We start from the raw sequence: 22,667 nt of genomic DNA on the forward strand, positions 1-22,667 counted from the left end.
GACTTTAGCGAATCTAATCCGCTTCTTTAAGCTTTAGGTCGTAAAAACTACAATCCAACAGCCTTCTCAGCTGCCTATTTTAACTCCGCGCTTGACACCCGAAAAAGTATTTTGCAGAGGTTAATAACCGTGTCAATTCTCTTTTCGAATACTCTAAACAGTTGGGTCTCTACCCTGTCTTTCTTACTATTACATTGCCCGATCGCTTTCATCCCTCATCTAAAAATTACGATTCGACTTTATCGGTTCGTGATGGTGTTCGTCATTTGTCCGATTCTTGGCGTTCTTTTCGTAATTTGAAAGTATTTTCACAGATCAAAAAAAAGACTGGCCACAATCCTATTTATCTCAAAGTTATCGAACCTCATAAGTCCGGGGTTCCTCATGTTCACGTTATGTTATTTCTTCCTAAAAATTTTATTCTTGTTATGAAACAAATTTTTAAACGTCATTTTTCGCGTGATGGTGCTTCTAAATATGCTCAGGACTTTAAATACACTTGGTCTAATACTTCGGGCGGTGCTGTTGCTTATTTGCTTAAATACATCAATAAAACATTTAAAAATGCTCTTGAAGATAAAATGACGATGGAGGCTTATTATTTCGCCCGTCATCGCATAATACGCTTTACATGCTCTCGCGTGTTGGTTCCTTTGTATATTCACCGAAAAATCAAACATGATCCACGTTTTCGTGATTTTCTACGATGTACGGATTATTATCATTCGGGTGTACTCTATTCTGTTTTTAATAAAAGATTTGTACTTTTTATCGATGATCCTAACGAGGCGGATCAGGCTATTTATGCAAAGAATCCCATGATTGATGATTTATTCAAAAAATCGAAAACTCGTGTACCTGATCGTATTGTAAAACATCGTGAAGATAGTAGGGTTCCTATTTTTATTGATGGTCAAAAATCTTCTTTTGTTTTTCAGCATAAACGCATTTTTGAGCCTGTCATACCTGTTTATGATTTTTCGGATTGGCGTTTACTCGAGTATTATCGTGCTCTTGATCCTGACCTATGTGATTTTAATCATTTTGTCAACGTTCGCAATTTATGCGCATCTCGTGGTCTAATAGATTCCGATCCTGTTTTAACTCATCAGCTCTTTGGTGTCAATGATTACAAATTTCTTTGTTCTATTAGCTGATTATTTTTAATTTCGCTTTTTCGATTTTAATTTTATACTCGTTTTCTACGTCGTAGATCGCTTTAAAATCTTTCGGAGTGATGTTATTGAATGCACCTATATAACTGTTTTTATCGGTCGTTTCCGCATAGTAATAATTCTTGTCTTCGATTTCTATTTTTGCGTACGGTTTAATGAGATTTTTTTCGTTTTCGATTTCAACTGCTATAAACGCATGATTGTTTGTATAGATCAATATGCTTTTGACATTTATTGCTTTCAACATGGATGCCATTAACTGGCTTTTTTCATCGCAATCACCACCGTATTTTATTACTTCTGTGGGTCTTTTGTTCGTTTCATTTTGATAGGTGTAATTTATATTTTTAACGTAGTCGTGTATCGCTATTGCTTTGCAGTCGTTTTTTTCGCATTGCGTAGTTATCGCGTCTGTTTTTTCTTTTACTGTATCGCTTACGTTAATAAAATTTGTTGCGTAACCTTCTTCTATCTTTATACGTTTTGGTACTGTATATTCTTCGTCTGATATGTAATTGCGGTATGTAAATACTATCAGGAACACGGCTATGATGCTCAAAAACAAATTTTTTGTTCTCATGGTTTTTATTATTTTTTCGTGTTCTTTAAGGGATTTTTTAAGTATTTAGGGGGTACAATAATCCAAGTTATAGGGGGTTGCAGCCCCCTATCAACTTTTAAATCTTTGCGTAATGTTCGAACTTTACGGCTTAAATCTTAAGCCTCCTAGCCTTAAATTCCACTTAATGTAATATATATTATATTGAAAATCTTTTTTGTACGAAAAGCCGTATAGCGGTCTCTTCTGATCATTCGGCGGCGGAATTGCGTGTTATACAGCAATCGTTAATGCCGAGGATCGATCCCGCCACGAGTGAGGGACTGATACGGTATTTGCAACCGTATTCGACATCGTCGCGTTTTTCGGTGGCCATGGCTCGGGCGACCTCTTCGGTGTATTGGCCCAGTTCGACGATCGCTTCGATCACCTCGTCAATATATTCGGACAGATTGTTGCGCATGTTTTCCCCTTTTAACCGCATCGACGTCTGAATAGTGCAATGCATAAGTGTAGCATGTTTACAGGAACGTGCATGCATTGCTATGCTGGTGCTGCCCTTCCCTGCGCAGAAATTATGTTTCAGTCACGAACCGAAAATGCATCATTGGAAACGAACGGACAAAAAACGGGTACGAATCGATCGCATAATCAACTAAACTATATACATTAAATATGCAACAAGAAAGAGTGAAAATGGAATATACGCTTGCCGACACCGACTTTCTGGTGTCTCAGACCGATTCAAAAGGGATTATTCTTTTTGCAAATGAGGATTTTTGCAAAATCGCAGGTTATAAGCTCGAAGAGCTGATCGGAAAGCCGCACAATATCGTGCGCCATCCGGATATGCCCAAAGCGGCGTTCAAGGATTTGTGGGACACCGTTAAAAGCGGTCGTGTTTGGAAAGGGTACGTTCAAAACGCCACCAAAAACGGGGGGTATTACTGGGTCTTCGCGACCGTCTATCCGAACATCGCCTGCGGCGAAAGCGATCACGGCTACATGTCGTGCCGCCGGAAAGCCTCCCCTGCCGAGATCAAAGCGGCAGAAGAACTGTACAAAACAATGCGCTAAAGGGCCCATGAATTATGAATAAAACGACAAAAAACATTGTAATTGCCGCTGTCGCCCTGCTGGGCCTGATTATTGTCTTTACCGTGGGTTCGACATGGGCAAGTGCCGCCGCAATCGCCGTCCTGGCTCTGACTGCGGTATGGGCACTCTCTTCGTCACAGGGAGATGGGATGTTTGCACAGCATCTCAACGATTTCGAAGAACTGCTGCAGTTTAAACGCAACCAGTTTGATACGGTCCAAGCCGACCCCGGCAGCCTCGAAGACAAACTGAACCACATTGCTAAAACGCATGAGAGTATTCTCGAGCAGGATACGAAAGTCGCCGGAGAAATGGTATTGCTCGCCGATAAAGTCCGCCGCGGACACTTCGCCTGCCGTGTAGCCAGTGACAGCAAGACACCCCACGTTCACCTGCTGCGAAAAACGATGAACGCAATGCTTGATGCGACCGAAAACAACCTCGATCAGGCGATTCGGGTGTTGCAGGCGCTGAGTGAGGGGCATTTCGCAACCCGCGCGAACGTACAGGTAGAAGGGAAAATGGCGCAGATGCTCGAGAAGATCAACGAACTCGCGGTTGCGCTTCAGTCGATGGAACAGCAAAACAACGAAGCCAAAGAGGTGCTGCACAATAATACCCTTCAACTGCGCGATACGATCGAAAGCCTCCGCTCGAACCAGTTCGTCGAGCTGAACGGCATGATCAACACCACCGTTGAACGGATTCATACCGTAGCGAACAAAGAACACGAGCTCTCGATCAACCTGCAGTCACTTGCCGGTAACGCCCAGGAGACTAAACAGATCCTCATCACGATCGGGGACATCGCCGACCAGACCAACCTCCTCGCGCTCAATGCCGCGATCGAAGCCGCGCGGGCGGGAGAACACGGACGCGGATTCGCCGTTGTTGCCGACGAAGTGCGCAAACTGGCCGAACGAACCCAGAAAAGCCTTGCCGAAACGGCGGCGACGATCAATATTTTGATTCAGGCGATCAACGACAACAGCGAATCGCTCAACCAGAACATGGACGAAATGATGGATCTCACCAAATACGTCGGGAACGTCGACAACAAAATGGAAGAACTCCTCGCCACTATGGACCGCCTCAGCTGACCCCCTGCGGTCAGCTCCCTCTCATTGAACCCGTATTTTTCGCATTATCCGCTGCAAACCCAGTCCTACCACCATCAGTAAAATGAGCCCGGCGAACAGAGGCCAGATCAGAAAAAAAGACAGATGCCCCTGCGTAACGATCAGGAAATTCGCACCTGCCGGCGGATGAACCACCCTGAAAAAATGCATGAGCGCGATGGTCATACCCAATCCGATTCCGATGCTGAGCCAGTCGCCGGATGTGTAGTGCAGTATGGCGATTCCCAGCAGCGTAGAGATGAAATAGCCGCCGAAGATGTTGATAGGTCTGGAAAAAGGGCTGCCGGGGGCGCTGAAAAGAAGGACCGCTGTCGCCCCGAACGGGGCGATGACCATCATGGTTCCCGCTTTTTGGGCAATGATGCCGATCAGCGAGAGGCCTAAAAAGGCTCCCAGACCCGCTATGAAGCTTTCAAGGCGATGGGGCGTATGGTCAGTTTTGTTGTGCATACAGCTGCCGTTCGCGCTGTATCAGGATACCGGCCAGAAAGGTATAGCCTTCGATCCATGCGCTTTTGCGTTCGTCGGTAAAAGCATCGCCCAAAACATCTCCCATTGCCGTAATCAATGCATCGGCAACCATCGGATAGTGATCGGGTTTAACTTCGGTGGCGACGTGAGCCGTAGCCATTTTTTCCACTGCTGCCGAGAGCATCGGGAGGTTGTCGACGTTTCCGGCGAAGGCCGCAATCGCTCCGGCAAGCTTTTTATGCTGATCAGAAGTCGCGTTGGCAAACAGCGGCTTTGTCTGAGGATATTTGGTAAAGAGGATCTCGTACATTCGTGTGGTTACGTTTTCAGCCTGGGCCCTGATCAACGGGACGGTTTCTTTAATCGATTGGATGCTCTGGGGGGTAAGGTTCATGTTAATCTCCTGGATAAATATGGCGGTATTGTATAATTACTATCTTCGAATAGTATTTATTTGCGGATTTAATTGGATGGATTCAAAGACGGTGTTATGCAAATAAGAAGCAAACTTGGATTAGAATCGTTTTAGCGCATTGAAAGAGGATGGACCATGAGTATGCATTTTTCCAAAACCGCCGAATACGCGATCCGCGTTTTGATTTATCTGCACCGTAATGAGGGCGTTTTGCAGCCGGTCAGCGTATTGCATCGTGAACTCGGTCTCCCCTACAAGTACCTCACACGTCTCATGACGCGGCTGGTGAAAGAAGGATTGGTGCATGCCGCGCGCGGCAGAGACGGGGGATTGAGCCTGGCAAAAAAAGGCGAGGAGATCCGATTATGCGATATTCTCGGCGCGATCGGCGAAACGTCGGAGTCTTCGCGCTGTATCCTGGGATTCGACTCGTGCGATGCCGCGAATCCGTGTGCCCTTCACGATCAGTGGACGGCACCCAAAGGGATGATTGATACGATGATTAATTCGACAACCCTCGCCTCGCTGAGCGGGAACGTCCATACGCGAATCTAGCGTTTCTAATATACCCTCTGACAATCGTCTCCGGAAGCGCTATAATTGCGCCGTTAAAAGGAGATGCATGGGAAGTGAAAAAGGGGCGGCGAAAGCCCGCAAAATCCGCGAAAAGCAGGTAAAAGCCAAAATCCAGGCCGCCATCGGGATACATCTGCTTTACGGAAAAAAACCGACCGTGCGCTCCGTCGCCGAAGAGGCCCAGATCAGTACGGCCACCGCCGCCAAATACCTCAGGGAGATCAATACCAAACCCTGAAACGGCGGTTGTATCAGATAGATAATCTATCTGATACGCACTAAAACAGCCTGCCTATTTTGCGAAATCCGATCCAGTACATGATCCCTCCCACGGCAATCACCCCTCCGAAGTAAGGAAGAAGGTCGATCCATCCGCTGCCGCGGTAGAAGATGCTCTCCGTCCCTTCGATGTAATACCGCAACGGTGAAGCCAGCGACACCGCCTGCAATACGGGATGCATCGCATAGATCGGCGTCCAGGCACCGCTGAGGAAGATGAGGGGCATCATCACGATGATCGAGAGCTGTGCGACCTGCATCACATCGCGGGCAATCGCCGCTATAAACAAACCGATCCCAGCGCTGGCGCAGACATAAAAGAAGCTCAACAGTGCAAATGCGGCAAACGAACCGTTCAGCGGTGTCTGGAACGCGCCGAGAACGATGAATCCGAGGGATATGACGATTCCCGCCATTACGATCAGCACCTGTGAAAACGATTTGGCCAGAATGATCAGCTTTGGATCGACGGGCATGAGGAGCATGATGTCCCAGGTCCCCTGCTCTTTTTCTTTGACGAAGACCACGGCAGTCAGGATTACGGTCAGCATCGTTATGATCGAGAGCATTTCGGTCAGTGCCATGAACGTGTGGTTGTCGGCATTTTCATTAAATAGCTTGTGGCTGGCGACATCGATGGGCAGATCGGGTGCGGCAATGTCGAGAAGGATGCTCTGCAGATACCCCATCGTCGTGTAGGCCTGGGATGCTGCAGTGGCATCAAGCAGGACGTTGAGCTGAGCATTTCGCCCCTGCCGGAGGTTCTTTTCGAAGTCGGCATCGAAGACGATTCCGACGATAATCTCTTTATCGAAAATCGCGCGGCTGAGTTCTTCTTGGGATTTGAAGCGGTGCGGCGGCAGGAATTCGGGCCCATGCAGGCGGGCGAGGATCTTTTGGCTGATCCCTCCTCCTGTATCGTCGACGTAGCCGACCGCTACGTTGCGGGGGTTGATTTCGATTCCGCTGCCGGCAATGTAGACTTCGACCGTGAAAGAATACAAAACGACGAGGACGAGCTGCCATGATCGTATAAATGACAGAAGCTCTTTGCCCACGATAGCCCAGAACGTCCGGCTCATTTGAGTTCCTTGCGCAAAAACAGCCGGCCCAGGCCAAGCAGGATCGCCGAATAGACAATCATAATCCCCAGGTAACGCGCCGTTTTTTCCGATTCGATCCCCTCCCCGATCAAAAAGACGTCGTAAAGAATGTGGTTGTAGTACATGACCGGAAAGATGTGAGCCTCGATCTGGGAAGGTCCGCTCATGGACGAGATGGGCATGATGATCCCTGAATACATGAATCCAGGGATGATCGTGATGATGATGGTCAGGACCACCGCGACGATCTGGGTGCGTGTAACGACGGAGATGAGCATGCCGATCGAGATACTGATGAGCAAATAGATTTCCGATGCGATCCAATAGAGCCAGAAGCTCCCCCGGAACGGAACGTCGAAAACGTAAACCGCCCACAGGAAAAGGACGAAAATATTGAGCGAATGGAGCAAGAACGCGGGAATCAGTTTTGCGGTGATGAATTCCCATTTAGAAAGCGGTGAAGCGTAAAAATTGAAAATAGTCCCCCGCTCTTTTTCCTTGACGATCAGCAGTGCCCCCAGGATAGCCGGAGAGACGAGCAAAACCAGGCCGATCAGCCCCGGAACGATGGCATCTTCGTCACGCATCGCCTGGTTGAATAGCGTCCGCTGGTTAATGGCGATCAGGTTTGCACTCCGTTCTTTCCCCAAATCGGATGCGGCATCGAGGATCACCCCGCGTACATAGGTTTCCATGGTTACGCCCCGGCTGGGGAAAGCCGCATCCACGAATACCCCTATTCCGGTGCGTTGATGGTGGAGTACCCTTTTTTCGAACGATTCGGGAATCACGACGATGACGTCGGCTCTGGCTTGTTTGATACGCCGAAGCGCCTGTGCTTCACTGATCGGTTCTACCTGTGTGCGGAAATAGCGGGAGTGTTCGAATTTGGCGATAAGGCGCTGGGAAAGAACGCTGTTGTCGTTGTCGATGATGAGCGTTCGTGCCCCCGTCACCTCCATCCGTATTCCGTAACCGAAAAGCAGCAGCAGCATCGTCGGTAGTAAAAAAACCATAACGATAAAGCGCGAACGGACCAGTTCGACGAGTTCCTTGTAAATGTAAGCCCTGATGATACGAAGCCTCATCGGTAGTACTCCATGAAGATCTCTTCGAAAGTTCCGGCACCCGGATGCAGCGCATACAGTTCTGCGATGCTGTTGTCGGCTACCTTTTTACCGTCGCGCAAGAGGACGATACGATCGCAAAATTCGGCTTCGCTCATGTAATGGGTCGTGATGAGAATCGCAATTCCCCATTTTTCTTTCAGCGTGGTGAGGAGTTGCCAGAACTGGGTGCGCGCAATCGCATCGACACCGGAAGTAGGTTCGTCCAGGAAGAGCACCAGGGGGTCGTGCAGGAGCGCCGCCGCAAGCGAAAAACGCTGGTTGATCCCCAGCGGGAGATTCGAAGGTATCTCGTCGAGATACGCTTTAAATCCGAGTTCTTCGGCGTAGAGAGAGGTTTTTTCAAGTGACTTGGCCAACGGAATCCCGCGCATCGCGGCGAAATACAGCAGGTTCTCGCGGACGGTCATGTCATTGTACAGGGCGAAATGCTGGCTGACGTAGCCGATCGATGCTTTGAGCGCCTGCCGGTCGGATGCGTTTTGAATCGGGCGGCCCAGAAGTTCGAGTGTTCCGCCGTCGATCGGCAAAAGGCCAAGAAGCATTTTGATAAACGTCGTTTTACCTGCGCCGTTTGCCCCCAGAAGCCCTAATATTTCACCCCGATTAAGGCGAATGTCGACGGAATCGTTCGCGATGAACCCGTCAAAGCGCTTGGTGAGGGCATGGGCTTCCATGACCGTCAATGCGTGATCGTATTCTTCGGGTCGCGACGTAATCGTAATCGGCGGAAGCATCCGCTCTTTTCGGAGTGCGTTGACGAAAAAGAGCGCTTCGAGCGTCGGTTCCGGGTGCGGCAAGTGCAGCGGATCGAGCGAGTATAGGGCATCGAACGTTTTAAGACCCGGGGAGGCGGTATCGGGAACATAGGTCATCGGGCGGACCGATTCGATCAGTTCGGATGCCGTTCCGCCCGCGATGATCTCCCCTTCGTCAAAAAGGAGTATTTTATCCATGCCTGCCGCTTCTTGCATGTAGGCGGTGCTCACAAGGATGATCGTCCCCTCTTCGCGCCGTATCCGGTCGAGGATATTCCACAGTTCAATCCGGCTGAGAGGATCAACCCCGGTCGTCGGCTCGTCGAGGATCAGCAGTTTCGGGCGGTGTAACAGGGTACAGATGAGCGAAAGTTTTTGCATCATGCCGCCGCTGAGGTTCCCTGCCCGACGATCCTCGAAGCGCTCAAGCCCGGCCATCGCGAGCAGGCGGTGTTTGTAATCGCGGTAGCCGCTATCAAGAGGAAGATTGCGAATGTCGGCAAAAAAATCGAGATGTTCCCCGACGCTGAGCATTTCGTAGAGTACCAGTCCGATTCCCTGCGGCATGAACGCGGTATCGGCTTTTATGGGTTCGGCTTCGGCGGGAGAACGGTAGAGAACATCTTTAAAGCGGATTTGCCCTTCGAACGCCCCGACACCCGCAACGGCGTGCATCAGAGAACTTTTCCCGGCGCCGTCGGCACCGATAAAGCCGATTATCTCGCCCTCCCTGGCCGTGAAGGAGGCGTTACGTATACCGATGTGTTCTTTGTAGCGGACGGTGACGTTTTCGACGCTGAGCATTAGGGCTTTCCCCTTTATTCGGGGACTTCCCGAAGCGTGACGGGAAGGTTTTTGCCGTCCAAAGAGACCACACCCACCGCCGGAAGACCCAGTTTGAGAAGCGGATCGGGTTTGAGGGGTTTGAGGTGGACGGCATATACACGCTGAATCCTGTCACTGGCGACGGAGACCTCTTTGGGGGTAAATTCAGCTTTTTGTTCGATACGGACTACTTTTGCCGCTATCGGATGATCGGGATAAGCGTCGACGAAGATGACGGCGCGGTCTGCAATTTTGATCTTGCCGTTTTGGAGCGTATCGACGAAAATTTTCAGGTACAACGAAGAGGGATCGATCAGCGTAACGACGGGATTTCCGGCTCCGACAACCTCTCCGCCGTGTGCGATTCTCTCGACCACGAAACCGTTCACCGGAGAACGCAGCTCCATTTCATCGAGGACCGCCTGGCTTTGGGCCTGTGTCGCTTCCATTGCTTTGATTCCCGCGGAAAGTGCGTTGTTGGCCTCCTGCATCGCATCGATTTTACGCTGTGCCAACAATGCTTCGACACGCGAACTTTGTGCGATCGAGATCGTCTCGTCCAGCTGTTTGCGTTTGTACATGAGTGCGGATAGCTGCTCGCGGTCGGTTTTGAGCTTGAGTTCGGCGGTTTCGAGCTGGCGCGATTCGACAAGCCGTTTGCCCACCAGGTCGTGCATCCGTTCGAAATCTTTTTCGCTTTGGGCAACGATGTTTTTTTGCATGCTCACGGTTCGATCGAGTTCGTCGCGGGAACGCTGCGAGAGTGCGAGATTCGCGTCGGCTTTTAAAAGGGTCTGGGGGAGAGTCCGGCGCAGAATCTCCAGTTCGATTTCCCGAGAGCGGAATTCGCGCCGTGCCGCATCGAGCCTGGCGACTACCTGATCGTGCTGGGCGCGCGACTCTTGGCTGTCGATCACGGCGACTGTCTGAAAACGGCGTACCTGTTCCCCTTCTTCGACGTCGATGCGGCTGATCCTGCCGGCGTACTTCGCATTGAGATTGATCAAATCACCGTCTATCCGCCCCGTCCCCTGAATTAGGTTTTCGGCCAGCTGCGGCGGATGAAGCCTTACATAGATCAAAACGGCGCCCGTACCGAACAAAAGCGCAATAAGAGCACCCAACCAGTATTTTTTCAGGGTAGAAAACATATTCGACTGCCCTATTTCTAGATTTAGACCATCTTATAGCGTTGTAGCTTAATTCAGTATCAATTAATCGTATCGTGACTATATTGACGGATAGAAAAGGAGAGCGCATGAAGCGGTTGCTTCCGTTTATTTTGCCGACACTGGTATTGGCTCAGAGCTATCCTGAAGTAATCGCGCGCATCGACGCTTCGTACGCGGTGCAAAGTGCCCGTGCGATCGAACACTCGGCATACGAAGCGTATCTGGCGGCGGAGGGTAAGCATCTTCCCTCGCTCGATGCCCGCCTCAGCGCTCTCAAATTGAACCGGACGCCCACTGCGGTATTGGCGTCATCGAAAATGCAGACCGCCTCACGCAACAATGTAGAGGGAGAAGTCACCCTTACTTATCCGCTGTTCAGCGGGTTTGCCCTCTCCGCTTCGGCAGAAAAAGCCAGGCTCCATCATGAAAAAGCATTACTTGAAACCTCCGATCTCAAACGTAACCTTTATCTGGATGCCACCCGGCTATATGCCGCAGCTGCGGGCTATGAGGCGGTAATTGCGGCTCAGAAGGAAGCCAAAATCGCAATCGACGCATCGTACGCAAAAGCGAGGGGAATGTATGCCAACGGCCTGCTCGCCCCCGCCGAGCTCTATGCCATCGAAGCAAAGGGATACGAAATCGAAGCGCAAATCGCCGAGAGCCAAAGCGCGCGCCTTCAGGCGCTCAACACCCTTTCCTACCTCACGGGGGAACGTGTCGAGAAGGTTGAACTCCCCTCTGTACGGGAATGGACATCGGAACCGACAAAGGTCGAAGCTGCCGCGCAGGCGAACCGTGAAGACCTGCTCGCCCTGGCAAAAGCGCTCGGAATCGCACGAAGCGACATCGCTATGGCCGAAAGTCGGTGGTATCCTCAAATAGCGCTTGTCGCTTCCCTTAAACGTCACGGTGACACGTTCGATCTTAACGGCGACGGATACACGAACGCCGATAAAAGTTACGGCGGGGTTGTCGCTTCGTGGAATCTCTTTTCGGGGATGAGCGACTATCATGCGCTTCAAGCCTCAAAGGCATCCGAATTGGCCGCATACGCCGCGATCGAAGATTATAAAAGCCGTATCATTTCAGAAATACGCAATACGGCTTTGAAGATCGAAGCGACCCATACTAAACTGCTGAGCGCACGTATGCGGATCAAGGCCGCCGAAGAGTATGCCAAACTCACCCGGGGGAGATTTGACAACCAGCTTTCGAGTGCGGACGAATTGAGCCGTGCCATTGCCGACCTTGCGTCGGCGAAAGCAGCTGCGGCAACGCTGGAAAGCGAGCTTTTCACCCTGGATGTTTCGCTTCTGCTGCAGGGCGGTTTGGAAATGTTCCGCGTAAAAACGGCGATTCACTGAGTATTCGGCCCCGTTTTGACTATAATAAAGCATTTGTTTAAAGGAGGAGGCGATATGCGTTTCCAAGCCGCTCTTGCCGTCGCGTTGGCCGTGTTTGTTTCGGGGTGCAGCATGCGGACGCCGCATGAGTCCCTGAATGCGGCGCTCGAAAAAAGTTTCCGTGCGCAAGGTTACGATTATACCTCCTCGACCCGGATCACAAAACTGTCGGTCTCGCATGACAAAACCGACGAAACCGACAGGAGCGCCGTGTACGTCGACAAAGGTTTGAGCATCCTGCGGTCGCTCAGCCTCCAGGCCAAAGGTTCCGTGGACATCCGGCAGGCAAGGTCCGAAGCGCTCTACGATCTGCGATACGCACAGAACAACGTCGAAGTTTCGGTTAGGGTACCGCTGATGGCCGACTATGAAAACCGGGTGCTCTATATCGGCAATTCGTTTCTCAACACCCTATTTCCGATGCGGCCCGAAGATGAGAAAAAACTGATCCGTTTCGATCTTAACGATACCATGATGCAAAGCTTTTTTCCCGAGGATGCTTTTAACGCTTCGGCGTTCCGGAGTATGAATCGGGCGATTCAAGAAGGGACCCTCAAAGGGTTTGCGGAGATGAACGGATCGCTCGCGTATTACGATGCGGCAAGCGGAAACATACGGGTTCGGCTCGATCATGACGATTCGGTCGGGTGGTTCGTCCGCTTTAGCGATGCCGCAATCGTCCGCCTTTTTCAAGACGGCGTTTTGAGCAAAGAAGAATATGGGGCGTATATGATTCTAAGCGACCAGAAACGCATCTCCGCTTTGTTTGAGCGATTCGTCCTCGCGACCGATTTTGAAATCGCCCTGAACCGCTCCGGCCGCGTTGAACGCGTTACCGTACGCCTCGATATTAGCGATGCCGAGGGATCGTTCACGGCGGGAATCGAAAATACAACGTCGATAGAACATTACGACGATCCCCACTTTACGCTCGATCCTGAAAAAGCCGGAACGGTCCATTTTCACGACGTTGTCAAAAATTTCGAAATGTTGATGGAACCCGTCAACACGCTGGATAAAATATTTCAGGAACCGGCCGATGTCAATGACGCGCTGGGCGTTCTACCCTCCGCTCTAAAAACCCATCGGGTTTTGTGACGGACCAAATGATCGTTACTCCATGCCGATGAGGATGCGCCCTTTTTTGTTCAAATAAAAAGTTTCGTATCCATCGTCCCCTATACTCATGCATTCTCCCAAAAAGCCTTCGTCATATAGCTCTCGTATAATCCGGTGTACCGTATCGGCATCCATCTGTGCATATTCGGCGATATCGTCAGCTTCGTAAATGTTGTATTCGATTTCGTCGCTCAGCGAAAAAATCGATCGCATGACGCGCAGTCTCTCGGCTGTCGTGTTCATGATGCGCTCGCTTCGGCAACAAGGCAGGAGAAACAGTGCTCGCGGTCGTTGCATCCGGCACAGGCGGGAGCCACTTTCCCGATGGCGTCGTAGAGGAATTTTTTCCAAAGTTTCTCTTTGGGTTTCATTTCGGCGAGACGGGGAAAGTGGCGTGCCATGAACTGGCCCATCTCGATGCGGTTTTTAAACCCCAGGTCCTGGTACAAATGGTTCATCTCGAGCGATTTGAGCGCAATAAGCGGAGCGAGATCGTATCTGGCCTCATCGTTCGCGGCGTATTTTTTCAGGTGGTTTTCAATCTCGCGGCGCATGACGTCGTGTTCGTGCATAGCTTCCCTCCCCTATGGGTCTTCATGGAGAGATGCAATTTTTATGCGCGTACTTTTGCGCTTCTAATGGTGCCCTTTATACTTCATGCCGTGGGCATGGGCCACCGCTTCGTTCATCAGATAGCCGTCATAGGTGTTGAGCGCGGAACTCAAGACGTCGTTTCCGACGACATGTGTAATCGGGGTAGCGGCTATTTGCTTGATATAAGGCAGCGTAGCGTGTGTTAGTGCGCTCGTAGAGGTATGCGGGTACATGCCGGGCATATTGGCGACGCAATAGTGGATGATCCCTTCGACTTCGAAGGTGGGGTCGGAATGGGTCGTCGGACGGGAAGTTTCAAAACATCCCCCCTGATCGATGGAAACATCCACCAACACCGAACCCTTCGGGATCAGTTCCAACATCTCCCGCGTAATCAGTCTCGGAGCTTTCGCACCGGGAATCAATACCGTACCGATGATCAGGTCGGCTTCTTTGATGCTGTTGACAATCGCGTCGTGGGAGGAATAGTGCATCGTCACCCGCGGACTCATGACGTCACGCAGATACGCCAGCCGTTCGGTATTGATATCAAACAGTATGACTTCGGCACCGAGCCCGGCGGCGGCGTCGGCGGCTGCCTTACCCGCCACCCCGGCTCCGAATACGACGACGCGCCCGGGTGCAGTACCGACGGCACCGCCGACGAGCTGCCCTTTTCCTCCGTAATAGCGTCCCAAATGTACGCTCCCGAACAGCGTAGCCATACGTCCGGCGATTTCGCTCATCGGTTCGAGCAGCGGGAGACGACGGCCGCTGCGGAGCGTTTCGTACGCGTAGGCGGTCACTTTTTTCTCACACAGTAATTCGGTGAGTACTTTATCGGCCGCGAGGTGGAGGTAAGTAAAGAGTATCAGCCCTTCGCGAAGCCTCGCATATTCGGCTTCAATCGGTTCTTTGACCTTGACGATCATATCGCTCGAACGCCAGATCTGGTCGGGATCGTCGAGGAGGACACCGCCCGCAGCCGCGTAGGATGCGTCCTCAAACCCGCTCCCTTTTCCCGCACCGGATTGAACGTATACGGTATGCCCGCTACGGACCAGCTCTTCGACCCCCGAAGGGGTAAGAGCGACTCTGAATTCATCGGTTTTGATCTCTTTGGGTAGCCCTATGATCATCGTTTTCTCCCTATTGCCGCAGTGCGCAGGCGGTTCATGGAACGGAAAAAGTCAGCCTGGGTCAATGATACCACATTTGGGACGAAAGCGAAAACGCCTTTGCACCGTTTGAGGCTCAGGCCCCCATCCAGTTCTCGTGTTCGTGCCCTTTTTGTTTGATATTCACCGCCTTTTCCACCGCTTCGATACAGCGGGAATAATCGACTTCATCGGTGATTTCAGGGACGATTTCGAGATAGCTGATGAGCCCTTCTCGATCGATGACGAATACGGCCCGAGCCAGCCGATCCTTTAGTTTACCTTCCGAAATCAGGATGCCGTACTTTTTTGCAAACTCGCGCGACGTGTCGATCACCATTTCCGAGCGGTCGATCCCCTCCCGCTCGACATAATCGCGGACGAAATCGATATCGTCGGTCGTAACCATGACGGTTTTGAGTTTGTCGAATCGTCGGATAAGCTCATTGAATGTTTTCGCCCCAAGGGAACATACCTCGGTTTTAAGCGAGGGAATCGCAATCAACAGCTGCGCCGTCGGAGCGATCATTCCGATCACGTTTGGGGTGCCGTCCAGAAGCGTTACGCGTGCCGCCGGGGCCTCGCGCCATATTGTCATCTGTTTTCCTTCGAGCGTCGTCGGGGTGCCGTGTACGGTGATTTGCATGTGTACTCCTTATCGTAAAAAAATAAGAGTGCAAAAGAGATTCCATAAACTGCCTATTTTTTATCCATTTGAACGATGATTCGTTGCTTTTTTTTGTACTACAATTTCCCATATCCTAAAAAAGAATGCGCCATGATGACTTTTGATGCCAATATTCCGAACCGTGAAGAGTGCCATACCTGTTCGCTCACGTTCGCGTACAAAGAGATCAATCTTCTTTATGAAGTGGCGGTGATGCTGACCAGCACGACCGATATCCACGAAAGCGTCGAAAAAGCGATGCGCCGACTCAAACAGCACGGCTATCTCGAACGGTGCGCCCTGTTCCGCAAAAAAGAGGACGCGGACGAACTTGAACTGCTGATTTCGATCGACCTCGAACCGTATCAGAAAAAAATGGCCACATACCGCTTCGGCGAGGGAGCAACGGGGCTTGCCGCCCAAAGCCGTGAACCGATCGTCATCGAAAACATCCACAATAACATCAATTATCTCAACAAAATGGGCAACATTTCGACCCAAATGGTCTCTTACGTAGCCGTTCCGCTGATGCAAGACGATGAAGTGATCGGCGTCATATCGGCCAATATCGGGAAAAACAGCCCGCTCAATTTTGACGAAATCGTCCGGATGCTCACGATTGTCGGGTCGCTTTTTGTCGGTGCGCTCAAGGTACAGCAAACCATAACAAAAGAGAAAGAATCGCTAAGCGAACTCAAAACGTACTACAAAGAAGAGATGCAAAAAGATTATAAATTCGAAAATATAGTCGGGCGTTCGACGCGGATGCAGCAGGTGTTTTCGATGATCAATACCGTTGCCCCCACCGATGCGACGATTCTTATCCGCGGAGAAACGGGAACGGGAAAAGAACTCATCGCCACCGCGATACACAACCTGAGCCGACGCCAAAACGGCCCTTTCATCAAACTAAACTGCGCCGCCATCAGCGAAACGCTGCTGGAAAGCGAACTTTTCGGACACGAAAAAGGGGCTTTTACCGACGCACGGGAAATGCGCAAAGGGCGCTTTGAACTCGCTGACGGCGGAACCTTGTTTCTCGATGAGATCGGCGATATTACTCCTTCTTTACAGGTGAAACTGCTGCGTATACTGCAAGAACAGGAATTCGAACGGGTCGGCGGCACAAAAACGATCCGTACCAATGTCCGGCTTGTCGCGGCAACAAACCGAAACCTCGAAGAGATGGTGCGTAAAGGGGAATTCCGCGAAGACCTTTTTTATCGTCTGAATGTCATCCCGATCAACCTCCCCCCGCTGCGGGAGCGCTACGAAGACGTCAAACTGCTGATCGAGCACTATTTGCAGAAATTTATGAAAGAGCACCGCAAGACGATGCATTTCACCAAGCCGGCGATGGAGCTGCTGCTTGATTATCCGTGGCCGGGAAATATCCGTGAGCTGCAAAATACTATGGAGCGGATCGTGCTCATCTGTCCGGACGGGGAGATACAGCCGGAAATGCTGAGCCACGTTCTGCCGTTCAATTACCAAAAGCTCTACATGCAAAACGACATCCCTGTATCTCCGTCCGCTTCGGCGGTGCCGGCAAAAGAGCTTCCCAGCGGCCCGATAACCAAAAAGACGCTACAGGAACTTGAGAAAGAATCGATCATCCAGGCGTTGATCGACTCGCACGGAATTCAGACCAAAGCAGCCCGTTCATTGGGGATGACCGCCCGCCAGATCGGCTATAAAATCAAACAGTACGGGATTGAGGTATAAGTTTTAGCCCATGTCGATACGGACGCAGTTTTTACCGTCCGATTTTGCACGGTAAAGGGCTTTGTCGGCACGCTCGAACACACTTTCGAGGTCTTCTTCCGGACGAACCGATGCAAGACCGAAACTGCAGGTGACGTGCACGATCGTCTCGAAACTGTGCTCGTCTATTTTTTTACGTATCTGTTCGGCCACTTTCATCACGGCCATCGGATCGGAGTAGCGCTGCAAGATGGCAAATTCTTCCCCTCCCCAGCGTACGAACGTATCGGTTTTCCGGATCGAAGCGCCGATGAGTTCGGCAAGTTGCTTGAGCACCGAGTCTCCGACATTGTGTCCGAACGTGTCGTTGATGCTTTTGAAGTTGTCGACGTCGAGCAGCAGCAGATAGAGCGAATAATCCTGCGTTTTCGAATGTTTTTGATACGACTGAAACACCTCTTCAAACAGTCTGCGGTTACCGATCCCCGTCAGCGTGTCGGTCGTTGCCATTTTCAACAGCCCCTTCTCGCCCTCTCCGACGAGTCCCATCAGTGAATCGATCACCGTGTAGTCGTGTTTGACCATCGGGGTGATTTGCCGGTAACAAAGTGACATCAGGCGGTGTTTGTCGATAATTCCCAGAACGTTTTTGCCTTTTGCCGCGACAATTTTGTCGTAGGGCAGCTCTTCGATCGCTTCGATTACGTCGGATATCTGGGTATCGGCATCAAAAGTTTCGACGGGAGAGGTCATGAAATCGCGGATCGGAAGCCCGAGGTTGTCGCTGTCATGTATGACGCGGACGATATCCCTGAGGGTGACGATCCCGACATGGGCCGACCGACGGGTTACGATGACCGCATCGTCGTCGTTGCGCGAGAAAAATTCCAGCAGGTTTTGGACGATCGTATCCCCCTCGAATCTCGGACAATCCGCCGAAGAGGGAAAAAGGTCTCCGATCCGCGTAGATGGGGTAATGGCCGATAATTCAGGATTCATTCAATCTCTTTCGACGCTCTTTACGTAATATTTTAGGTTAATATCGGTGAATTGCTGTCATTATATCAGAGATTTGGCAACATGCGCTGAAATCGGTCGAAATGACCGGATGCAATGAAAAGAACGGGATCGGCAGAGGTGCCGAATCACTCCCCGAGGCGCTTGGCGACGACTTCGGAAGGGAATTTTTTGACGCAGGGCTCAATGTACCAGGTTTCGCCGTTACTGAGTTTAACTTCGCCGCCCCAGCGCTCCTCGCTATCGAATTCGGATTTGACAATCGTCTCTTCCATGTCTTTTTTGGCGACGTAAAACGAAATCGCCCCCGTTGAATCGTAACGCAGCATAACCTTGGCCATTGCAGCTCCTTTATATTCTATAATATTAATCTGCGCCGGACGCAAACCGAGTCTTTACATGCATTTATTGTGCATGGAAAAAACGGCGGATCCGATGCCACCACTCTGCCGATACGGTCCCTTCGAACGTGATTCGCAAAAATGTTCCGGCGAGACGGCGAAGGATCGTATCGACTTTGTAATGTCTGTCGTCCCGGACAGGGAAATCGCTGCGATAGTGGGCTCCCCTGCTCTCTTCGCGCGCCATTGCCGCCATCACCATCGCTTCGGCTACGCTTAGCGAGTTGCGAAATTCGAGTATGGAGAGAAGTTCGACGTTGTCGGAGCGTTCTTTGTTGACGCAGCACACTCCTGAAGACATTTTCATCAGGTAGTGGATGTACTCAAGTGCGTCGGCCAACGAGTCGTGCGTTCGGAATATTCCCGCATTAACGTACAAATTATTCCCCAGATTGCGCCGCATCGTATTGATGTTGAACCGGTTCTCCCCGTCAAGTATCATACCTATGTAGCGTGATTCCCGATCCACCTGCGCGTAGTCGATGGGCTGAAATTCATGTTTGCGGGCCACCCTGGCCGCTTCAATCCCTGCAACCCTTCCGAAATAGGCCGCTTCGAGAAGACTGTTCCCGCCGAGCCTGTTGGCACCGTGTACCCCGTTATAGGCGCATTCCCCGCAGGCGAAAACACCCGGAATATCGGTCGACGTGTCGGCGCGGCTCCAGATCCCTCCCATAGTATAATGGGCTGCGGGGGTAATCGGAAGAAGTTCGGTCGTGATGTCGATTCCCGCACCGTTGAGGGCGTGTTTGCGGGCGGATGGGAGTTTTTTCTCGATCAATTCCTCCCCAAGATGGCGGAAGTCGAGATAAACGCTGTGCCCTGCGTTCCGGTGCTCCATTATGGCGCGTGAGAGTCGGTCGCGCGTTGCGAGCTCGTCGGTAAAACGGGTTCCCGTTTCATCAACGATATGGGCCCCCTCTCCTCTGGCCGCTTCGCTGATAAGGATACCGTTGAGCGTCGTGGGATGGAACTGTACGAACTCCATGTTCGCCAGCCTCATTTTTGCCCGTAATGCGACGGCAAGTGCATCCCCGCTCGATTCTTGCGAATTTGTCGAGTGACCGCGGTAGATACCGGCATACCCTCCGGCCGCAAGCACCAGTGATTTGCACGCAAACGCGATCACCTGGGAATCGCGGCGCCGCAGAAGAATGACGCCGGAGAGCTTTTCCTTGAACGTCGCGATCGAGAGCATGACGTGACCGGGGAAAATATTGACCCCTTCCTTGCGACACTGCATCAGCAGCGTCTGGGTAATCGCCGCTCCGGTTTTATCGGCGATATAGCAGGTGCGCGACGCATTGGTCCCCCCGAACGGTCTTTGCGCGATTTCACCGTCTTCACGGCGATCGAAATTGACCCCCATCTCCGAGAGCTCCCGTATCACCTCTTCCGCCCCCGTAACCATCGGGCTTACGACGCTAAAACGCCCCAATTCGTCGGCCCCTCTGAGCGTATCGGCGATGTGGTCGCGGTACGAATCGCGGCGGGTTGAGTGCAATACGGCATTGATACCCCCCGACGCTACGGCTGAATTCGACCGCAGGAGACTGCTTTTGCAAATCAATGCAACGCTCAATCCCGAACGACGGGCATACAGCGCGGCATAGAGCCCTGAAATGCCGCTTCCGACAACGACGACGTCATAAAGCATACGAATCCTTTATCAGACTTTGCATAGCGATTGCCGGTGCGGCGCCCAGATAACCGAGTACCGCGTTGTCGCTGACGTGCGAGGGATCTACCGCACCGAACACCGTACTGATCGCTCCGGCGCTGCGGGCAAACTGCAACGCACTGGCGACATCGGTTAGGGGGACCGTATTGAGTAGCTCGGCGATTTTCGGCGTGAACGGGCGTTTGAACAGATTTTTCTGCAGCAAAGGCGATGACCCGATCATGCTTATCTCGAATCGAGCACAGGCGTGCATCAGAGGATAGTAGAGTCCGTCATCGCACCGTTGGTTCGCATAGGCCATGGCGTGAGGCTTGGCAAGGTTGAAAGGAGATTGCAGGTATTTAAAACCGTGGTTGTCCCCTCCGACGCGGCGGGCGATTTCGATTAACGCATACAGCGATACGTATTCAGTGTGATTTTCTTCGTACAAAAAACCGTTCCACGACGCAACGCCGTACGAGACGATTTTACCCTCCGATCGCAGCGCTTCGAATTCGCGGAATGCCTCTTCGCATCGGTAGTAAAACGTATCGCGGTCGATGTAGCCGAGCTGGGTTTCGGGATTGTGAAGATAGAAAATGTCTATAGTGTCCATTTCAAGATTTTTAAGCGACTGTTCGCAACTCCAGCGCAGATAGGCCCGGCTCATGCAGTGCTGATCGATAATGATTTCGTCTTTCTCCGCCAATCCCGCATCCACGATATGACTCTGGATCCATCCGTAAGGATTGTCCGGAAACGGGAAATCAAGAGGTATGAATCCCGCTTTGGAAGCGATTATGATCTCGTCGCGTTTGATTTCCCCGGCTTGAAACATCGGAGCGACCGCTTCGGCGATTTCGCGCTCGCTGATCTGGTAGCGGTAGTTGATCGCCGTGTCGATCAGGTTGATTCCGTTTCGGAGTGCCGTCTGGACCGCCGCTGCGAAATTGATGATGTAGTTGTCCTCTTTGTAGGGTTCGGGTTTATAGGTTCCCAGCCCCAGCGAAGGGAAAAAGAGTTCGCCGTTGAACCGGTAAAAATCTTTTGAATACTTCCCGAATTTCTTGAGGTATCTGAACGTCCCCTCTTTGGTTGCATGGTTCATCAGATCACCAGGACTCTTAGATTGGCTTTTAGCTTGAATTTGAGCATGTCTTCGATTCCCGCTAGCGTGGTGGTGGTGTTCATCGAACAGCTCATGCATTCCCCTTTGTATTTAATATACAGCTCGTATCCGCCCTCGATTTCTTTAAGATCGACGAGTTCGACGTCCCCGCCGTCAGCTTTGAGGGTCGGTCGAATGTACTCTTCGAGAATCGACTCGATCGTCTTGATTTTCTGAACGAGGCTCATTGCGTTGAAATCGCCGTCGGCTTTAGCTTCTTTGATCTTTTTGCTGATCGCTTCTTTTTCGAGTTCCTCTTTCACTTCGGCGAGAAGATCGACGAGATAGAGATCTTTTTTCTCGTGCCCTCCGGGTTTGACGCACGATTTGCAAAAGCCCCCGGCCTTGGTGTAATCGACGATTTGTTCGATAGAATCGAGTTTGTTGAGGCGGATTACCTCTTTGAGTGTGTCCAGGCTCACACGGGCGCATTCACAGACGATGAATTCGGTCTCGAACTCGCTCATATCAACCCCCTTGTACAGGGATGCCGCTTTTTTTATCACGTCATACGCCATAACCGAACAGTGCATTTTTTGCCCCGGTACCGCCGGGATATCCGGGTCGTCGCGCAACGCTTTTTCGACGTCTATGTTGGTAATTTTCAGAGCCTCGTCCACCGTTTTTTCCATGCACAGCTCGGCCATCATGTCCGAACTGGCGATCGCAGTGCCGCAGCCGAAACTTTTGAACCGGCTTTTCACGATGACGTCGTTCTTGGGATCGATGAGCCAATACAGCCGTACCGCATCGCCGCAGCTTTCCGCTCCGAAATCGGCGATAATGAGCTGTTTGGATTCTTTGTCGGCCTCTTCCTGGGTGATCTCGCCCATGTTTACCGGGTCGTTCATCCGCCGCTGCACTTCCGATGAATATTCTTCCCATAACGCTCCGCCGATCAGTGTATCGCGTGCCATGTGGTTGCTCCTTGCTAGTAACGATGTTGTGCGAAAGAGGTTGCAAACCCCGTTCTTGTATTTATAAGACATTTTTGTCGCATCCATTCCCTGGAACGGCTTATGCAGCATGATGATCCGGTTACGTTGTTTCGAATGAATCGATTGCCTATTTAATCAT

General features: G+C 51.3%; 24 protein-coding genes and 1 pseudogene. 8 read left to right on the forward strand and 17 right to left on the reverse strand.

Going from position 1 to position 22,667, the window contains the following annotated elements; genetic code table 11:
* Nucleotides 1–128: 128 nt before the first annotated feature.
* Nucleotides 129–1,157: pseudogene (locus tag E0765_RS07830) on the forward strand (replication endonuclease); the annotation flags it as partial.
* On the opposite strand, the gene E0765_RS07835 reads toward E0765_RS07830, so the two are convergent.
* Nucleotides 1,150–1,755: a transglutaminase domain-containing protein gene (locus tag E0765_RS07835; RefSeq protein WP_132812663.1), complete on the reverse strand. Its 606-nt coding sequence runs from the start codon at nucleotides 1,753–1,755 to the stop codon at nucleotides 1,150–1,152. The pseudogene E0765_RS07830 and the gene E0765_RS07835 sit on opposite strands and share 8 nt — an antisense overlap.
* Nucleotides 1,756–1,984: 229 nt before the next feature.
* Nucleotides 1,985–2,197, reverse strand: coding sequence for a hypothetical protein (locus tag E0765_RS07840; protein WP_132812664.1), 213 nt, complete (start codon nucleotides 2,195–2,197; stop codon nucleotides 1,985–1,987).
* A gap of 233 nt (nucleotides 2,198–2,430) precedes the next feature.
* Here E0765_RS07840 and E0765_RS07845 point away from each other — a divergent pair, with 233 nt between their 5' ends.
* Both E0765_RS07845 and E0765_RS12810 read left to right on the forward strand, forming a co-directional pair.
* Nucleotides 2,431–2,811 (forward strand): PAS domain-containing protein, encoded by a 381-nt coding sequence (locus E0765_RS07845; RefSeq protein WP_132812665.1) that lies wholly within the window; start codon nucleotides 2,431–2,433, stop codon nucleotides 2,809–2,811.
* 14 nt (nucleotides 2,812–2,825) lie between these two features.
* Nucleotides 2,826–3,932, forward strand: coding sequence for a methyl-accepting chemotaxis protein (locus E0765_RS12810; RefSeq protein WP_132812666.1), 1,107 nt, complete (start codon nucleotides 2,826–2,828; stop codon nucleotides 3,930–3,932).
* Between the two features lie 21 nt (nucleotides 3,933–3,953).
* Here E0765_RS12810 and E0765_RS07855 read toward each other — a convergent pair whose 3' ends face one another.
* Together E0765_RS07855 and E0765_RS07860 are read right to left on the reverse strand one after the other, a co-directional pair.
* Complete coding sequence (locus E0765_RS07855; protein ID WP_132812667.1) at nucleotides 3,954–4,421, reverse strand: HPP family protein; 468 nt, start codon at nucleotides 4,419–4,421, stop codon at nucleotides 3,954–3,956.
* Nucleotides 4,405–4,836: a globin domain-containing protein gene (locus E0765_RS07860; RefSeq protein WP_132812668.1), complete on the reverse strand. Its 432-nt coding sequence runs from the start codon at nucleotides 4,834–4,836 to the stop codon at nucleotides 4,405–4,407. Before E0765_RS07860 ends, E0765_RS07855 begins: the two co-directional genes overlap by 17 nt.
* A 156-nt stretch (nucleotides 4,837–4,992) precedes the next feature.
* Here E0765_RS07860 and E0765_RS07865 point away from each other — a divergent pair, with 156 nt between their 5' ends.
* Nucleotides 4,993–5,412, forward strand: coding sequence for an Rrf2 family transcriptional regulator (locus E0765_RS07865; RefSeq protein WP_255417885.1), 420 nt, complete (start codon nucleotides 4,993–4,995; stop codon nucleotides 5,410–5,412).
* 67 nt (nucleotides 5,413–5,479) lie between these two features.
* Nucleotides 5,480–5,671, forward strand: coding sequence for a hypothetical protein (locus E0765_RS07870; RefSeq protein ID WP_132812669.1), 192 nt, complete (start codon nucleotides 5,480–5,482; stop codon nucleotides 5,669–5,671).
* Nucleotides 5,672–5,711: 40 nt separating this feature from the next.
* Here E0765_RS07870 and E0765_RS07875 read toward each other — a convergent pair whose 3' ends face one another.
* The 4 genes from E0765_RS07875 to E0765_RS07890 are packed head-to-tail and all read right to left on the reverse strand — an operon-like array spanning nucleotide 5,712 to nucleotide 10,676.
* Entirely contained in the window at nucleotides 5,712–6,794 is a 1,083-nt protein-coding gene (locus E0765_RS07875; RefSeq protein WP_132812670.1) for an ABC transporter permease, read from the reverse strand.
* Nucleotides 6,791–7,903: an ABC transporter permease gene (locus E0765_RS07880; RefSeq protein WP_132812671.1), complete on the reverse strand. Its 1,113-nt coding sequence runs from the start codon at nucleotides 7,901–7,903 to the stop codon at nucleotides 6,791–6,793. Before E0765_RS07880 ends, E0765_RS07875 begins: the two co-directional genes overlap by 4 nt.
* Nucleotides 7,900–9,504 (reverse strand): ATP-binding cassette domain-containing protein, encoded by a 1,605-nt coding sequence (locus tag E0765_RS07885; RefSeq protein ID WP_132812672.1) that lies wholly within the window; start codon nucleotides 9,502–9,504, stop codon nucleotides 7,900–7,902. The genes E0765_RS07880 and E0765_RS07885 overlap by 4 nt, the downstream gene beginning before the upstream one ends.
* A gap of 14 nt (nucleotides 9,505–9,518) precedes the next feature.
* On the reverse strand, nucleotides 9,519–10,676 hold the full coding sequence (locus tag E0765_RS07890) for an HlyD family secretion protein (RefSeq protein ID WP_132812673.1): 1,158 nt from the start codon (nucleotides 10,674–10,676) through the stop codon (nucleotides 9,519–9,521).
* A gap of 107 nt (nucleotides 10,677–10,783) precedes the next feature.
* On the opposite strand from E0765_RS07890, the gene E0765_RS07895 reads away from it, so the two are divergent.
* Together E0765_RS07895 and E0765_RS07900 are read left to right on the forward strand one after the other, a co-directional pair.
* The gene (locus tag E0765_RS07895; protein WP_132812674.1) at nucleotides 10,784–12,064 is read left to right on the forward strand and encodes a TolC family protein; all 1,281 of its coding nucleotides are present in this window, start codon (nucleotides 10,784–10,786) and stop codon (nucleotides 12,062–12,064) included.
* Nucleotides 12,065–12,118: 54 nt separating this feature from the next.
* Nucleotides 12,119–13,201, forward strand: coding sequence for a hypothetical protein (locus tag E0765_RS07900; RefSeq protein WP_132812675.1), 1,083 nt, complete (start codon nucleotides 12,119–12,121; stop codon nucleotides 13,199–13,201).
* Nucleotides 13,202–13,216: 15 nt separating this feature from the next.
* Here the strand turns inward: E0765_RS07900 and E0765_RS07905 are convergent, their stop codons facing one another.
* The 4 genes from E0765_RS07905 to E0765_RS07920 all read right to left on the reverse strand — a co-directional run bounded on the left by E0765_RS07905 (nucleotide 13,217) and on the right by E0765_RS07920 (nucleotide 15,619).
* Nucleotides 13,217–13,465 carry a hypothetical protein gene (locus tag E0765_RS07905; RefSeq protein ID WP_132812676.1) on the reverse strand — a complete coding sequence of 83 codons (249 nt, stop codon included), beginning with the start codon at nucleotides 13,463–13,465 and terminating at the stop codon, nucleotides 13,217–13,219.
* On the reverse strand, nucleotides 13,462–13,794 hold the full coding sequence (locus E0765_RS07910) for a nitrogen fixation protein NifQ (protein ID WP_132812677.1): 333 nt from the start codon (nucleotides 13,792–13,794) through the stop codon (nucleotides 13,462–13,464). Before E0765_RS07910 ends, E0765_RS07905 begins: the two co-directional genes overlap by 4 nt.
* 63 nt (nucleotides 13,795–13,857) lie before the next feature.
* Nucleotides 13,858–14,955 (reverse strand): alanine dehydrogenase, encoded by a 1,098-nt coding sequence (ald, locus tag E0765_RS07915; RefSeq protein ID WP_132812678.1) that lies wholly within the window; start codon nucleotides 14,953–14,955, stop codon nucleotides 13,858–13,860.
* 115 nt (nucleotides 14,956–15,070) lie between these two features.
* Nucleotides 15,071–15,619, reverse strand: a complete 549-nt coding sequence (locus tag E0765_RS07920) for a redoxin family protein (RefSeq protein WP_132812679.1) — start codon at nucleotides 15,617–15,619, stop codon at nucleotides 15,071–15,073.
* Between the two features lie 132 nt (nucleotides 15,620–15,751).
* Here E0765_RS07920 and E0765_RS07925 point away from each other — a divergent pair, with 132 nt between their 5' ends.
* Nucleotides 15,752–17,365: a sigma-54-dependent Fis family transcriptional regulator gene (locus E0765_RS07925; RefSeq protein WP_132812680.1), complete on the forward strand. Its 1,614-nt coding sequence runs from the start codon at nucleotides 15,752–15,754 to the stop codon at nucleotides 17,363–17,365.
* 3 nt (nucleotides 17,366–17,368) lie between these two features.
* Here the strand turns inward: E0765_RS07925 and E0765_RS07930 are convergent, their stop codons facing one another.
* From E0765_RS07930 to E0765_RS07950, 5 genes are all read right to left on the reverse strand, one after another.
* Nucleotides 17,369–18,343, reverse strand: coding sequence for a diguanylate cyclase (locus tag E0765_RS07930; RefSeq protein WP_132812681.1), 975 nt, complete (start codon nucleotides 18,341–18,343; stop codon nucleotides 17,369–17,371).
* 146 nt (nucleotides 18,344–18,489) lie between these two features.
* Nucleotides 18,490–18,702: a putative nitrogen fixation protein NifT gene (gene nifT, locus E0765_RS07935; RefSeq protein WP_132812682.1), complete on the reverse strand. Its 213-nt coding sequence runs from the start codon at nucleotides 18,700–18,702 to the stop codon at nucleotides 18,490–18,492.
* A 64-nt stretch (nucleotides 18,703–18,766) separates the two neighbouring features.
* The gene (locus E0765_RS07940) at nucleotides 18,767–20,419 is read right to left on the reverse strand and encodes an L-aspartate oxidase (RefSeq protein WP_132812683.1); all 1,653 of its coding nucleotides are present in this window, start codon (nucleotides 20,417–20,419) and stop codon (nucleotides 18,767–18,769) included.
* Complete coding sequence (locus E0765_RS07945; RefSeq protein WP_132812684.1) at nucleotides 20,409–21,530, reverse strand: aldo/keto reductase; 1,122 nt, start codon at nucleotides 21,528–21,530, stop codon at nucleotides 20,409–20,411. Before E0765_RS07945 ends, E0765_RS07940 begins: the two co-directional genes overlap by 11 nt.
* The gene (locus tag E0765_RS07950; RefSeq protein WP_132812685.1) at nucleotides 21,530–22,507 is read right to left on the reverse strand and encodes an iron-sulfur cluster assembly scaffold protein; all 978 of its coding nucleotides are present in this window, start codon (nucleotides 22,505–22,507) and stop codon (nucleotides 21,530–21,532) included. Before E0765_RS07950 ends, E0765_RS07945 begins: the two co-directional genes overlap by 1 nt.
* Between the last annotated feature and the right edge of the window lie 160 nt (nucleotides 22,508–22,667).

It is taken from the genome of Sulfuricurvum sp. IAE1, from assembly GCF_004347735.1.
Lineage (GTDB): Bacteria > Campylobacterota > Campylobacteria > Campylobacterales > Sulfurimonadaceae > Sulfuricurvum.

What these genes read in the sequence shown, in the direction of transcription:
- E0765_RS07920 (WP_132812679.1), bottom strand. Translation starts at nt 15,619, where the DNA reads ATGCAAATCACCGTACACGGCACCCCGACGACGCTCGAAGGAAAACAG.
- E0765_RS07940 (WP_132812683.1), bottom strand. Translation starts at nt 20,419, where the DNA reads ATGCTTTATGACGTCGTCGTTGTCGGAAGCGGCATTTCAGGGCTCTAT.
- E0765_RS07950 (WP_132812685.1), bottom strand. Translation starts at nt 22,507, where the DNA reads ATGGCACGCGATACACTGATCGGCGGAGCGTTATGGGAAGAATATTCA.
- E0765_RS07945 (WP_132812684.1), bottom strand. Translation starts at nt 21,530, where the DNA reads ATGAACCATGCAACCAAAGAGGGGACGTTCAGATACCTCAAGAAATTC.
- ald (WP_132812678.1), bottom strand. Translation starts at nt 14,955, where the DNA reads ATGATCATAGGGCTACCCAAAGAGATCAAAACCGATGAATTCAGAGTC.
- E0765_RS07840 (WP_132812664.1), bottom strand. Translation starts at nt 2,197, where the DNA reads ATGCGCAACAATCTGTCCGAATATATTGACGAGGTGATCGAAGCGATC.
- E0765_RS07910 (WP_132812677.1), bottom strand. Translation starts at nt 13,794, where the DNA reads ATGCACGAACACGACGTCATGCGCCGCGAGATTGAAAACCACCTGAAA.
- E0765_RS07880 (WP_132812671.1), bottom strand. Translation starts at nt 7,903, where the DNA reads ATGAGGCTTCGTATCATCAGGGCTTACATTTACAAGGAACTCGTCGAA.
- E0765_RS07905 (WP_132812676.1), bottom strand. Translation starts at nt 13,465, where the DNA reads ATGAACACGACAGCCGAGAGACTGCGCGTCATGCGATCGATTTTTTCG.
- E0765_RS07890 (WP_132812673.1), bottom strand. Translation starts at nt 10,676, where the DNA reads ATGTTTTCTACCCTGAAAAAATACTGGTTGGGTGCTCTTATTGCGCTT.
- E0765_RS07855 (WP_132812667.1), bottom strand. Translation starts at nt 4,421, where the DNA reads ATGCACAACAAAACTGACCATACGCCCCATCGCCTTGAAAGCTTCATA.
- E0765_RS07900 (WP_132812675.1), top strand. Translation starts at nt 12,119, where the DNA reads ATGCGTTTCCAAGCCGCTCTTGCCGTCGCGTTGGCCGTGTTTGTTTCG.
- E0765_RS07885 (WP_132812672.1), bottom strand. Translation starts at nt 9,504, where the DNA reads ATGCTCAGCGTCGAAAACGTCACCGTCCGCTACAAAGAACACATCGGT.
- E0765_RS07845 (WP_132812665.1), top strand. Translation starts at nt 2,431, where the DNA reads ATGGAATATACGCTTGCCGACACCGACTTTCTGGTGTCTCAGACCGAT.
- E0765_RS07860 (WP_132812668.1), bottom strand. Translation starts at nt 4,836, where the DNA reads ATGAACCTTACCCCCCAGAGCATCCAATCGATTAAAGAAACCGTCCCG.
- E0765_RS07865 (WP_255417885.1), top strand. Translation starts at nt 4,993, where the DNA reads ATGAGTATGCATTTTTCCAAAACCGCCGAATACGCGATCCGCGTTTTG.
- nifT (WP_132812682.1), bottom strand. Translation starts at nt 18,702, where the DNA reads ATGGCCAAGGTTATGCTGCGTTACGATTCAACGGGGGCGATTTCGTTT.
- E0765_RS12810 (WP_132812666.1), top strand. Translation starts at nt 2,826, where the DNA reads ATGAATAAAACGACAAAAAACATTGTAATTGCCGCTGTCGCCCTGCTG.
- E0765_RS07925 (WP_132812680.1), top strand. Translation starts at nt 15,752, where the DNA reads ATGATGACTTTTGATGCCAATATTCCGAACCGTGAAGAGTGCCATACC.
- E0765_RS07870 (WP_132812669.1), top strand. Translation starts at nt 5,480, where the DNA reads ATGGGAAGTGAAAAAGGGGCGGCGAAAGCCCGCAAAATCCGCGAAAAG.
- E0765_RS07930 (WP_132812681.1), bottom strand. Translation starts at nt 18,343, where the DNA reads ATGAATCCTGAATTATCGGCCATTACCCCATCTACGCGGATCGGAGAC.
- E0765_RS07835 (WP_132812663.1), bottom strand. Translation starts at nt 1,755, where the DNA reads ATGAGAACAAAAAATTTGTTTTTGAGCATCATAGCCGTGTTCCTGATA.
- E0765_RS07895 (WP_132812674.1), top strand. Translation starts at nt 10,784, where the DNA reads ATGAAGCGGTTGCTTCCGTTTATTTTGCCGACACTGGTATTGGCTCAG.
- E0765_RS07875 (WP_132812670.1), bottom strand. Translation starts at nt 6,794, where the DNA reads ATGAGCCGGACGTTCTGGGCTATCGTGGGCAAAGAGCTTCTGTCATTT.